The sequence below is a fragment of the Vibrio sp. Sgm 5 genome (genome assembly GCF_026241575.1).
Taxonomy (GTDB): domain Bacteria; phylum Pseudomonadota; class Gammaproteobacteria; order Enterobacterales; family Vibrionaceae; genus Vibrio; species Vibrio jasicida.
Window position 1 is genome coordinate 64,847 of sequence record NZ_JAPHPY010000025.1, and the last position, 12,243, is coordinate 77,089.

General features: G+C 44.7%; 10 protein-coding genes. 7 read left to right on the forward strand and 3 right to left on the reverse strand.

The genetic code is table 11. The features are described 5' to 3' along the window. Window positions 1-87: 87 nt before the first annotated feature. The 3 genes from OQJ86_RS14990 to OQJ86_RS15000 all read left to right on the forward strand — a co-directional run bounded on the left by OQJ86_RS14990 (window position 88) and on the right by OQJ86_RS15000 (window position 5,690). Window positions 88-2,448: a Lon protease family protein gene (locus tag OQJ86_RS14990; protein WP_038868456.1), complete on the forward strand. Its 2,361-nt coding sequence runs from the start codon at window positions 88-90 to the stop codon at window positions 2,446-2,448. 226 nt (window positions 2,449-2,674) lie between these two features. Continuing rightward, on the forward strand, window positions 2,675-4,303 hold the full coding sequence (locus OQJ86_RS14995; RefSeq protein WP_038868457.1) for a methyl-accepting chemotaxis protein: 1,629 nt from the start codon (window positions 2,675-2,677) through the stop codon (window positions 4,301-4,303). Window positions 4,304-4,709: 406 nt separating this feature from the next. Next, window positions 4,710-5,690, forward strand: coding sequence for a porin (locus OQJ86_RS15000; RefSeq protein WP_038876351.1), 981 nt, complete (start codon window positions 4,710-4,712; stop codon window positions 5,688-5,690). 111 nt (window positions 5,691-5,801) lie between these two features. Here OQJ86_RS15000 and OQJ86_RS15005 read toward each other — a convergent pair whose 3' ends face one another. After that, complete coding sequence (locus OQJ86_RS15005) at window positions 5,802-6,539, reverse strand: flagellar brake protein (protein ID WP_227740533.1); 738 nt, start codon at window positions 6,537-6,539, stop codon at window positions 5,802-5,804. Between the two features lie 150 nt (window positions 6,540-6,689). Here OQJ86_RS15005 and OQJ86_RS15010 point away from each other — a divergent pair, with 150 nt between their 5' ends. Beyond that, window positions 6,690-6,965 carry a GNAT family N-acetyltransferase gene (locus OQJ86_RS15010; RefSeq protein ID WP_038868460.1) on the forward strand — a complete coding sequence of 92 codons (276 nt, stop codon included), beginning with the start codon at window positions 6,690-6,692 and terminating at the stop codon, window positions 6,963-6,965. Next, window positions 6,965-7,939, forward strand: a complete 975-nt coding sequence (locus OQJ86_RS15015) for a phosphotransferase (RefSeq protein ID WP_038868462.1) — start codon at window positions 6,965-6,967, stop codon at window positions 7,937-7,939. The genes OQJ86_RS15010 and OQJ86_RS15015 overlap by 1 nt, the downstream gene beginning before the upstream one ends. A 96-nt stretch (window positions 7,940-8,035) precedes the next feature. On the opposite strand, the gene OQJ86_RS15020 is transcribed toward OQJ86_RS15015, so the two are convergent. Continuing rightward, window positions 8,036-8,536, reverse strand: coding sequence for a GNAT family N-acetyltransferase (locus OQJ86_RS15020; RefSeq protein WP_038868463.1), 501 nt, complete (start codon window positions 8,534-8,536; stop codon window positions 8,036-8,038). Window positions 8,537-8,941: 405 nt separating this feature from the next. On the opposite strand from OQJ86_RS15020, the gene napG reads away from it, so the two are divergent. Continuing rightward, entirely contained in the window at window positions 8,942-9,712 is a 771-nt protein-coding gene (gene napG, locus OQJ86_RS15025; RefSeq protein WP_038876341.1) for a ferredoxin-type protein NapG, read from the forward strand. Further along, the gene (gene napH / locus OQJ86_RS15030) at window positions 9,712-10,566 is read left to right on the forward strand and encodes a quinol dehydrogenase ferredoxin subunit NapH (protein WP_265988258.1); all 855 of its coding nucleotides are present in this window, start codon (window positions 9,712-9,714) and stop codon (window positions 10,564-10,566) included. The genes napG and napH overlap by 1 nt, the downstream gene beginning before the upstream one ends. Window positions 10,567-11,568: 1,002 nt before the next feature. On the opposite strand, the gene OQJ86_RS15035 is transcribed toward napH, so the two are convergent. Then, the coding region (locus tag OQJ86_RS15035; RefSeq protein ID WP_265988259.1) for an IS110 family transposase at window positions 11,569-12,243 on the reverse strand (675 nt) is incomplete at its 5' end.

A 12,243-nucleotide genomic window follows, 5' to 3' on the forward strand; every position in this document is an offset into this window, starting at 1 on the left:
AACGAACTGGTGTGGAAGATAAATCACTTAATTTTAAACAAATAATCTCTACACTGAGGTAACGACAATAAGAAAAAGGAGGCGAGTATGGCAGTACAAAGATTGGAACCTAAACAGCTGTATTCTGTAGCGGATCTAGAGAATATGCCATGTAAGTCGACCAAGGAATTGCCTCCGATTGATGAAATCGTTGGACAAGAGCGCGCTCAAAAGGCGGTCGAGTTCGCGATGTCAATCAAGGAGAAAGGGTACAACATCTACGCTATTGGTCAGAATGGTCTGGGCAAGCGCACCATGATTCTGCGCTATTTAAATCGTCATCAACATGATGAAGCGGCACTGTTTGATTGGTGCTACGTGGCGAACTTTGAAGACACACGTGTTCCCAAAGTCCTCAAGTTACCTTGCGGTATCGGTAACAAACTGAAAGCTGATATTGAAAAGTTGATGGGGAAGTTGCTGAACGCACTGCCTTTAGCATTCGATAACGAGATGTACTACAGCCGTGCCGATCGCCTAAAAAACCAATTGGCTAACAAGCAACAGCTTGAATTGGACAGCATCAGTAAAGAAGCAAAAGAAAAAGGCATTAGCTTAACGATAACGACTCAAGGTGATTACCAGTTCGTCGCGATGGATGGCGAAGAGTTGCATACCGAAGAGACGTTTGATGCTCTGAGTAAGAAAGAGCAAGAATACTTCTCCAGTAGCATTGATGAACTAGAGGTTAGCCTACGTAACATGATTCGTGAGCTGACCGAGTGGGAAGAGTCGTTCAGTGAAAAGATCAAAAAGCTCAATGATGATGTCACGCTGGATGTAATTACCCACTTCATCAAACAGTTGAAAGTGGATTATGCGGAGTACTCTGAGATCAAAACGTATCTCACTGATCTGCAAAAAGACATCGTTGAAAATGCTGATATTTTCTTGGAGCAGAGTGGAGAGCAAGGTGAGATTGCCACAGCTTCTTTAGATAAGAAGTTACCACGTCGTTACAAAGTGAATGTGTTGGTCAATCGCAGCAAGTGTGAATTTCCAATTGTGGTGGAAGAAAACCCGAACTATCACTCTCTGTTTGGCTCGATTGAAACCGCAACTTTCAAAGGCACAGTATTTACTGATTTCTCGTTAATTCGAGCGGGCAGTCTACATAAAGCCAACGGTGGCGTTCTTTTGATGGATGCACAAAAAGTACTAGAGCAGCCTTACGTCTGGGATGGTCTCAAACGAGCGTTGCGTTCGCGTCAGTTAAGTTTTACCTCGTTAGAGAAAGAGGTCACGCTAACTGGTGCGGTGTCTCTCGATCCAGAACCGATCCCTCTTGATATAAAGATAATCCTGTTTGGTGATTACCGCACTTACCAGTTGCTCCAGCATTATGATCCGGAGTTTGGTGAGTTGTTTAGAGTAACAGCAGACTTTGAAGATGAGATGAAGCGTACACCTGACTCAGAACTGCAATACGCACGTTTTATTTCTAGTGTGGTGAACGACAACAACATGCTGCACTGCGATAAGAAAGCCATCGCACGCATCATCGAATACAGTTCGCGGTTGTCTGGAGACCAAACCAAGCTTTCGTTGCATTCTGCCAACATCGCTAATCTATTGCGTGAGTCTAACTACGTGGCTCGTCAGGCGAATTCCAACATGATCCGTATCGGACACGTGGAAGAGGCTTTGAGCAATCAAGAAATGCGAGTCAGCCGTTTGCAAGATAGCGTGATGGAAACCTTCGTTAATGGCACGACCTTGATTCGTACCGAAGGTTCTGCAGTTGGTCAGGTCAACGCACTGTCGGTATTGAGCACCAGTGATCACATGTTTGGCGCGCCAAACCGCATTACGGCAACCACGTGTTACGGTGATGGTGAAGTGATTGATATCGAGAGAAGTGTTGATCTTGGCGGTAGTATTCACTCGAAAGGCGTGATGATTCTGTCGGCTTACTTATCTTCTGTGTTTGGTAAGACAGCACGCGTTCCACTGACAACCACGATTACCTTTGAGCAATCGTACGGTGGTGTAGATGGTGACAGTGCAAGTATGGCTGAGTTCTGTGCAGTCGTGTCTGCGTTCTCGAAACAGCCGAACCGTCAGGACATTGCGATTACCGGTTCGATGAACCAATTCGGTGAAGCGCAGCCTATTGGTGGTGTAAACGAGAAGATAGAAGGCTTCTACGATGTGTGTGAAATCAAAGGTCGTCATGCTGGACAAGGGGTGATCATCCCGCGTTCAAACGTACATAACCTGATGCTTCGCCCTGACATTGTCAAAGCGGTAGAGAAGGGAGATTTCCATATCTGGGCTATCGACCACGTAACCGAAGCGGTTGAGCTGTTTACTGGCAAAGATGCTGGTGAAGCGACTGACGAGGGAACTTACCCTATCGACACCATCTTCGGGTTGGCACAAGCTAAGTTGAATGCGCTTAGAAAATAAGCACTCATTGGCGTAAAAGCTGATAAAAAAGCGTACAAGTTTTCATAATTTGTCATAACGACAATATCCCGTCGCAGTTGACGGGATATTGTCACTAACGTTATGAAATTGATGACTTTTCGCTCTGGACAAAAATGTGATCTACCTCTAGTATTTGCCCCCTTGTCTATTCGTCTGGGAATAATCCCATCGCAAGGAAGCCACACGCAAATACCTGAGGTCACTCATGCAGCTATCCCTGAAAAATTTGTCGGTTCGAACGCAAATTTTGGTTCCAGTTCTATTCACCGCGATCACTTTGTTTATTGCATTGTGGATCACGCAAAACAATCTAGAAGCAGAGCAAGAATTGGTTGCTTCTAACTCCGAATCGCTCGTGTTCTATAAAGACACACTGGCTCAAATTGACGACCAAGTTTACCCACTACGTATTAGCGCGGTTTACGCGATTTATGATGCGTCTCGTCGTGATGCCTTCCTTGCTGATCTTAAAGCAGGCGCGAAAGCCATTGATATGGATATCGACAAGATTGATGCGCGTGGCACTTTTGCATCAGAAGCGGAAAAAGTACGCCAAAGCATCGATACATACATCGACTATTCAACTCGTGCGGTTGAGTTCTTCAATCGTCATGATCGTGGCTTGGTCTCTGATGGCGAATACACAAACTTTATTTCTGGTTACCGTCGTGTCGGTAATGAAATGGTTGCAACGATCAATGCGCTGTCTCAACGCGTAAACCAAATTGCAACACAAGCGACAGAAGCAAGTGCTCGTGAACACGTTCGCGTACAAAACAACGCAATGATGTCAGTGATTGCTGTTTTTGCCTTCTCCTTGCTAGGCGCGTGGTTCTTGTCAGGCATGATTGTTACGCCAATCCAAAAACTACAAGAAGTGATGCGTAAACTCGCGGGTGGTGATCTGTCAGTACGTGCAGACATTGATGGTGACAACGAGATCGCTCAGCTAAGCAAAGACGTTAACCAAACAGCGAAACAGCTTCATGATACGGTTGATCAATTGATGCGTATTAGCGAAGAAGTCGCGTCTGCTTCAACTGAACTTGCGGCGGTAATGACGCAAGCTGAAGCCAATGCGCAGCAAGAACTGGCGGAAATCGAACAAGTTGCATCCGCTGTTAATGAGCTTGCAAGCACGGCAAACAACGTTAGCGATAATGCTACATCAGCAGATGCGACAGCTCGTGAAGCGGATGGTCTAGCGCAATCTGGCCTAGCGATCTTCCAAGAGAGTGCACAAGCAAGCGAGCAAATGTCTCAAGCACTTAACGATGCGGCGCAAGTGGTTCTTCGTCTGAAAGAGCAATCGGTTCAAATCAACGACGTTATTGAAGTGATTCGTGGCGTATCTGAGCAAACTAACCTTCTAGCACTGAATGCGGCGATTGAAGCAGCACGTGCAGGTGAATCTGGTCGTGGTTTTGCTGTTGTAGCAGACGAAGTTCGTATGCTGGCAGCGCGCACTCAAGATTCAACGCAAGAAATCTCTTCTATCATTGAAGAGCTTCAAGCACAGTCTGGCCTTGCCAATGACAGTATGCAGGTGAGCTTAGAAATGCTGAACCGCAACAATGAACTAACGCAGCAAGCGAATGATGCGTTGATTGGTATTACAGAATCTGTTGCCAACATCAACGATTCAAATACGCAAGTGGCAACAGCGGCAGAAGAGCAGTCTCAGGTGACTCAAGACATCAACCGCAACGTGGTAAATATGTCTGAGCTTGTGAACCAAAACGTTGCAGGCATCAGCCAAAGCGCGAGCGCAAGTACAGAGCTTTCTCACCTCGCTGAAAAGCAAAAAGAACAGTTGAGCTTCTTCAAGCTTTAATAAAAAGCGGTAAGTGATAAACATCGACTGATCGAAAAGAATCCCTGGGCGTTGGCTTGGGGATTTTTTTACCTTTAACTCAATATTGATAAAACTAACATCATATAAATCATATGTTTACATGAGATCCTGTGTGATTGATGTCACATTTATAAATCTTTTGAGTGTATTTTTTGCGTCAAAATTTTTTTGACACACACACATTTTCCTATCTATCCGCTAACTTGATGGTTTTGCTGTATTCATATTGCCATCTCGCATGGTGTTTTCTTCTATATATCCTGTCTATTCAACTTGTTGCGCTATGAATCGAGGCTGCTACTATGCCGTCCGTTTTCTCGTTGGTACAGAAATGTCCTGTTTTCTGGTGAGGAAACAACTAAAAACAAAGATATGGAAAATTAAAATGAAATTGAAAACATTAGCTGTAGCAGTGGCTCTGTTAGCATCTGGATCTCAAGTTGTCGCTTCAGAACTATACAACCAAGACGGTACTTCACTAAACATGGGCGGCCGTGCTGAAGCGCGTCTTTCTATGATGGATGGCAAAGCAGAAGATGCTTCTCGTATCCGTCTTAACTTCCTAGGCAAACAGGAAATCAACGACAGCCTGTACGGTGTTGGTTTTTGGGAAGGTGAATTCGAAACTTCTGAAAAAGGCGCTGTCGATGAGAGCAGTGATCTTGAAACTCGCTACGCTTACGCAGGTCTTGGTGGCAAGTACGGTGAAATCACTTACGGTAAAAACGATGGTGCACTAGGTGTAATCACTGATTTTACAGATATCATGGCTTACCACGGCAATACTGCAGCATACAAACTAGCAGTGGCTGATCGTACAGACAACATGGTTTCTTACGCTGGTCAGTTCGAGCAACTAGCATTGCGTGCAAGCTACCGTTTTGCTGACCGTACTGAAGAAGCGAATGGCTTTGGTGATAACGATGAAGATGGCTTCTCTCTATCAGCAATCTACGCATTTGCTGACACTGGTTTCGAAGTTGGTGCTGGCTACGCAGATCAGAACGAAGGTGACGAGTTCATGCTAGCGGCTGCTTACACTGTTGGTAACTTCTACGTTTCTGGTCTTTACACTGGTGGTGATAACCTAGATCAAGATGCTAATGTGGCTCCTGCTTCTGGTGATGTTGACTACAAAGGTTATGAGCTAGCAGTAGCTTACACAATGGGCCAAACAGTGTTCACTTCTACGTACAACAAAGCAGAGCAAGATAACGACGACAGCGTCGATAACCTAGCGGTTGACGTAACTTACTACTTCAAGCCTAACTTCCGTGGCTACGCGTCATACAACTTCGACCTAATGGACAGCAAAGGTACTGAAGAGAAAGACGAGCTAGCACTAGGCCTACGCTACGATTTCTAAGTCGAATATGACTGAAAATATACTGCCTTATTTTTAGTTGTTTAAAACCCCTTGCCAGATGGTAAGGGGTTTTTCCATTGTAACGTTAAAATTCAGAACAGAAGCTTTGCGTTAGCCTTTCAGCTTTAGCTTGGTGCCATCAAATTTTAGGTGGCTTAATAAGTTCTTAGCGTTTGCTTTGCCAAAGTCATCAAATTCCACGCCGTAACGCGCGTAATGCACCGATTTTTGCAGATTACAAATTTTCCCTTTTAATGGTGCAAGCAGACGTCCATTTCCTGGCATGGTGATATCTAACGTAATCTGATCTCCGACTTGAAGTGTTCGACTCATTGGTGAAGTTACAAAACGGCAACCACTCTTTGATAGGTCGCGTATTTCACACTCAGCTCGGTACTGTTCAAACTGAAGTCGAGAACGTAAATTTACTTCGTAACGCACTTCTTTTCTTAGTTGATACACTTGCATGGTATTTGGCAAACTCAGCACCAGTAACGGGTATGGATCACCCAAGCGGTGCTGTAATTGTGCTCTGAAAGGGATAACCGCACCTTCGCCGCGATGCGAATACGCTTTTACGTTAATCCAAAAACCTTCTTGGAAATAGAACTTCAAATCTTCATCTGAAATGTTTGGAATTTCTATCAACGCGGTATTATTTGAATGGCAACCCATGAAGGTGCTCGTGGTGATGAACTTCGTTCCAACAGGTGTCGTCACGTTCAATGTGACTTCACTGCCGTGTTCCACCATTGCCATTGCATCGGTGCTATTTAATGTGCTTGCCTGACGTTCTGGGGCGTTTTTGTTCTGTAGAGACGCTCGACTGTCCGTGGCGCTCGCCATCATATTTCTCATTCTTATTGTCGTACCTGATTCGAGAAGGTGTTCCGCGCTATGATAATTAGTAGGAATTGACTAGATTATTGCGTTGATATCATTCTATGCAGTCATATAGATTGATTCAATAAAACAGAGGCCAAAAGTGGGAGGTAGATAATGCAGAAAGTGACACATGACACAACAAACCAGATTTTCTGGGTCGATTTAGACCAAGACCATAAAGCGAAAGTGGCTTATAAACTCGAGAATGGGGAGATGCATATTACTTCGACGCTTATTCCGGAAGAAGCTCGCGGCAAAGGTTATGGAAGCGTCATGATGGCGTCGGTTCTACCTGAGATTGAAGCGCTTGGTTACACTATTGTGCCCATTTGCCCATACGTGATTAAATACATGGCAACACACCCAGAATGGTCGCATTTACTCGCTTGATGGAATCAATGAATAACCCACATTATCAAAGCATCGGAGATGAACTGGAACTTGGTTTGCTTCAAGGTGTCGATGTGATCCAGTCTTTATGGGGCGGATACGGAGAGTTGGTCAGACTGACCTTTTCGCAGCGCTCCATTATTGTAAAGCATGTTCAATTACCAAAACCGTCTGAGCATCCGCGAGGCTGGAATACCGACCGCTCCCATAAACGTAAGCTGCATTCTTACCAAGTTGAAGTGAGTTGGTATCAATACTTCAGTCAAACAGTTGATGAGCGTTGCCGTATTCCTCAAGGGCTTAAATGCTTTCAGAATGAAACGGAATGGTTGATCGTGATGGAAGATCTTACTCTGGCGGGGTACCCAAACGTAATGAAAAGTGCAGGAAAAGCCCAACTAAAAGCGTGTTTAGAATGGCTTGCTAACTTTCATGCGCGATACATTGGCGTTCATCATGATGCTTTATGGAAAACGGGAACGTATTGGCACTTAGATACTCGACCTGATGAATTGGCAGTCCTTCAAGATGCTCGGTTGAAAAAGAGGGCAGGGTTAATCGACCAAACTCTAAAACAAGCGCGATTTCAAACCTTGATTCATGGCGATGCGAAGCTAGCAAACTTCTGCTTCAATTCGCAAAACTCGGCGGTTGCCGCGGTCGATTTTCAATACGTCGGTCATGGTTGCGCGATGAAAGATGTCGCGCTATTTATGAGCAGTGCTGTCGATCCTGATAAATGTGCTGAAATGGAACCTTGGGTGCTTGATACCTATTTTGTTGCGTTAAATACAGCACTGAAACATTATCAAACCGAGTTAGAACCATCTGAGGTCGAACAAGAGTGGCGACCTTTATTTGCCGTGGCTTGGGCGGATTTCCAACGCTTTGTAAAAGGGTGGAGTCCAGATCATTGGAAGATTAACCCTTATACCGAAGCGCTCACCAAACGTGTCCTGGACTCTTTGGGGTAGAAACTGCGAAGAAAGCAAAATCGACCCGAAGGTAGATATACCCAAGTATCTCGAGGTTACTTGGGTATATAAAGGCAGTTTTTAGGTCAATAGACGTTAGTTTTTCGGTTTATTGATACGGGCTAGGCTGTAAGTATTAATAAACTCACCGTCTCTAAAAGAGGCATCGACCAATTCACCTTCTATTTCAAAACCGTGTTTCTTGTATAAGCCAATGGCAGCTTCGTTATCGGTGTTTACTTCGATTTGAATACGTCGAACATTGAGCCAGTTGTCGGCGAGATCCGTTACGGTGCTGATCAACGCGTTGCCGACTCCTAAACCGTGAAACTCATCGTGCACACCGATTCCAAACGAGGCCGTGTGTGATGTTCTTGGGCGTTGGGAGTGATGAAAGCCAATGTTTCCGACCACCTTACCATCGATTTCTGCGACATAACTGTAAACACCTGTGGGCATGTTGGATAGTCGGTCGACCCACATCGCGAGAGATGGCTTAGGGAGTTGCAGGGTTTCACGTTGTGCTTTCGGTTGTGAATAGATTTCGACTAGTGCAGCAGCGTCTTCAACAGTGGTTGGACGTACGATGATTTCCATGCTTCTCTCCTTTGGTTTATTGGAATTAATTTCAATCTAACCAGAGAAATGCGGTTTGAATAGTATTTTTTTAGCTTTAGGAACCAAACTACTTTTAATTTAGTATGTTACGTATTTCTAATTTTAACTTTTCATAGTGGATTATCATTGAAAATACCAATGAGAGTGATTTTGTGTTGAATTTTTATACTGAGTAACTCTCATTTTATGGAGAATAATGGTGAACTTTGAAATAACGAAATAAAGCCATTTTCACTAAAGTGTGAAGTCGGTATCTGCAACGAGTTGATTTTAATCAAGAGATACTTGAGTTACCTCTTATGGGGTATGGGGAGCACACCTTTTTAGCGCTATTTATGCTTAACTTATTTAAGAGCAATTAGAGCGTGTTTGAGGAAAATAATAATGAAATCCTCTCAATCAAAAACCTCGCAAAGTCGACGTCGATTCTTGCGTGACACTGCCCGTACCGCCGCTGGTGTGGGTGCGGCAGCGTGTGTTCTTGGATTGCAGTCTTTGCAGAGCCAAGCGCGCGAAACTAAAGGTGTGCCTATTCGTCCGCCTGGCGCTTTGCCAGAAGGTGATTTTGAGTCTGCCTGTATTCGTTGTGGGCTGTGTGTTCAGGCGTGCCCTTATGACACTTTGAAGCTTGCGAGTCTGCTATCCCCAGTTGCAACTGGTTCACCGTACTTCACTGCGCGCGATATTCCTTGCGAAATGTGTGAAGACATCCCTTGTGTCGTGGCTTGTCCTAGCGGTGCGTTGGATCATGATCTTACCGATATAGACGATGCGAGAATGGGGACGGCTGTGCTGATCGACCACGAGACCTGTCTGAACTGGCAAGGTTTGCGTTGCGACGTTTGTTACCGTGTCTGCCCGCTAATTGATGAAGCGATAACGCTGGAGAACATTCGTAATGATAGAACGGGCTATCACGCGAAGCTGATCCCGACCGTCAATTCTGATGTGTGTACGGGTTGTGGCAAATGCGAACAAGCTTGTGTGCTTGATGTGGCTGCGATCAAAGTGGTGCCAACGGATCTAGCGAAAGGTAAGGTTGGTAGCCACTACAATTTTGGCTGGCAAGAAATCGACAAGCCGCTTGAAAATGTCTTACCAGCAGATAATCCAGTGCCAAGTGGTGCGCTTGAGTCGCTCAAAGGAGGTCAATAATGGCCAAGAACTTAGCGCAAGATGCTGGCATAGAAGCCATCGAAAAACTGGGCTGGTGGCGTGCGCATCGTTTTCTCATTTTACGTCGATTATGCCAACTGATCATCATTGTTCTGTTTATGGCAGGGCCAACATGGGGCATTCTGCAAGGCAATTTGTCTTCCAGTATGCTGCTTAATACGGTGCCATTAAGCGATCCTCTGATTGTATTACAGTCTCTCGCCACAGGTCATATTCCAGAGTTTAACGCTTTCCTAGGCGTAGCGATTGTGTTGGTGTTTTACGCGATTCTTGCTCCGCGCGCTTTTTGTGCTTGGGTATGCCCACTCAATATCGTGACGGATTTTGCTGCGTGGCTGCGCAGAAAACTCAATCTCAAAGCGAGCTATCGTTGGTCGCCAAATATTCGTTACTGGTTAATCCCTGCATTGATGCTTGGCAGCGCGATTTCGGGCTCAGTGCTTTGGACTTGGCTGGATCCTGTTGCGGCACTGCATCGTGGTTTGGTATTTGGCATGGGCGCTGGCTGGGTTTTGATCTTATTGGTGTTTGTGCTGGATTTATTGTTAGTTGAGCACGGCTGGTGTGGTCACTTGTGTCCACTGGGAGCAACGTACAGCGTGATTGGTAGCAAGAGTTTAATGCGAGTCACTGCTGTGCGCAGAGAAGAGTGTACGAAATGTATGGACTGCTTTTATGTCTGCCCAGAACCTGAAATTTTGCGTCAGCCCTTAAAAGAAGGGGACAGGCGAGTCATGGATCAAACTTGCATCAGTTGTGGGCGTTGTCTAGATGTTTGTCCAGAGAAGGTTTTCGAATTCCACAATCGTTTAACCATCAAAAACATAGATTGAAGTGAGTAAATAGTGTTTCGGTTTTGTGTTGACTAGGGGTATAAAAAAAAACATGAGATGCTATCCGAATAGAGAGTTAGTTCAGTAATGTTTGGGCTCAATATTTGGAACTTTTGGGTACGATGAAAAGCGTATTGTTTATTTTTATTCTATTTTCTTTTGGTTGTGCCAGTAAGATGGTGCGTGATGTTGATATTGTCCTTGTTGCGATGGTCGACTCAAAAGTACGAGTGACTTTCCGTGATCATAATCTGCTCCGTACGGTGTATTTAGAGTTAGACTCTTGTCATTATAATCTTGGCCTTGCTAAGGTAAAAGGAGAAGGAGTCTCGGAGGTGCTTATTCCAAACGGTCTGTGTTGATGTATAACCTAATTCAGGATGCATAGATGTATATTGAATATGTTTAGCGAATTGATAGAGGTGAAAGCCTTCTCTCATCCTTGAAAGTAAGGCTTCCTTGAGGATGAACCTCAATATTCGAAGGTAATTTTCCGTAATTAGTGAACGAGATATTCCATACTTATCAGCTGCCGCCATAACCAAGAGCCACTGATGAGGAGCCACAAAAAAATGACAGCTTTTTGCTCTCTTTTTTTGATAGATCTTTTCATGACGGCTCCTAAAGTTTTCCCTATTCAGGAGGGGCTCTGAGTACGGCATAAACCGATAACGGTTAATGATTAGATCATATCTAAATGAATTAGAAAGGAATTATCACTTAAGAAAATCATCTTAGGGGAATGCCTACTTATGATGATATAAAAATGTATGGTCCGCCCCGTTATTGCAACTACAATTAAGTCATAACGGAGTTGGTTTGCGCTAATGTATTCGGAGTCCTTGTTGGGAGCTCTAGCTTCCCAGCTCCACGATGATATCTGCGCCAGATTATCCTTAAAAAGCCCAAAGCATTAACTGCTATTTTTTGTATCAGGTTCTTAATCTGGCCGATTGACCGTTTTTGTCATCACGTTCATTGGCGTTGCAAACTTGGTTATAGCTATACAGCCTTAAAAGCTTGGCGGTGGTACAACACCGCCCAAGCTATTCTGGCTAGCTTGTTGGCAAGTGCGACGACCACAACATTAAATGGTTTCGTTGCCCGGAGCTTGATGAGCCGCTCACCAAACACTTTCCCTGTCGTTTCTAGTCTTGAGAGGACTGCTCTTGCTCCATGGATAAACAGAGTTCTGAGATGTTTATTGCCTCGTTTACTCATGCCAAGTAGTTTGGTCTTTCCTCCCGTAGAGAATTGTCTTGGTACAAGCCCTAACCAAGCTGCCATTTCCCGACCATTGGTGAAATTGTTTGGGGAGCTTACATCGGCAACGCACAACGTCGAGGTAAGGTCGCCAACTCCAGGGATAGTTTTCAGCAATTGTGCACTTTCGTTATTATTAACAACGGTTTGAAGCTTACTGTCTTGAGCTTTGACCTTTTCATTAAGGTATTTGTAGTGTTCATGGATAGACACTAATTCACACAGCAAACTCTCCGGCAAGGATACTTTTTGCTCCGCTAGCCATTGGAAGAGAGACTTCATCTTTGCATGCCCCTTTGGAAAACTCAGGCCGAACTCAAGCAAGATAGCTCCAATTCGAGACATCGCGGCTGTTCTTTCCTTGATATACCCATCTCTGACACGATGAATCGCTGCGATGACTTGGGCCTCTTC

Bases quoted from the DNA above. Each gene is read 5' to 3' on its own strand.
- napG (WP_038876341.1), top strand. From the start codon at position 8,942: ATGAAATCCTCTCAATCAAAAACCTCGCAAAGTCGACGTCGATTCTTG.
- OQJ86_RS15010 (WP_038868460.1), top strand. From the start codon at position 6,690: ATGCAGAAAGTGACACATGACACAACAAACCAGATTTTCTGGGTCGAT.
- OQJ86_RS14995 (WP_038868457.1), top strand. From the start codon at position 2,675: ATGCAGCTATCCCTGAAAAATTTGTCGGTTCGAACGCAAATTTTGGTT.
- OQJ86_RS15000 (WP_038876351.1), top strand. From the start codon at position 4,710: ATGAAATTGAAAACATTAGCTGTAGCAGTGGCTCTGTTAGCATCTGGA.
- OQJ86_RS15020 (WP_038868463.1), bottom strand. From the start codon at position 8,536: ATGGAAATCATCGTACGTCCAACCACTGTTGAAGACGCTGCTGCACTA.
- OQJ86_RS15015 (WP_038868462.1), top strand. From the start codon at position 6,965: ATGGAATCAATGAATAACCCACATTATCAAAGCATCGGAGATGAACTG.
- OQJ86_RS14990 (WP_038868456.1), top strand. From the start codon at position 88: ATGGCAGTACAAAGATTGGAACCTAAACAGCTGTATTCTGTAGCGGAT.
- OQJ86_RS15005 (WP_227740533.1), bottom strand. From the start codon at position 6,539: ATGATGGCGAGCGCCACGGACAGTCGAGCGTCTCTACAGAACAAAAAC.
- napH (WP_265988258.1), top strand. From the start codon at position 9,712: ATGGCCAAGAACTTAGCGCAAGATGCTGGCATAGAAGCCATCGAAAAA.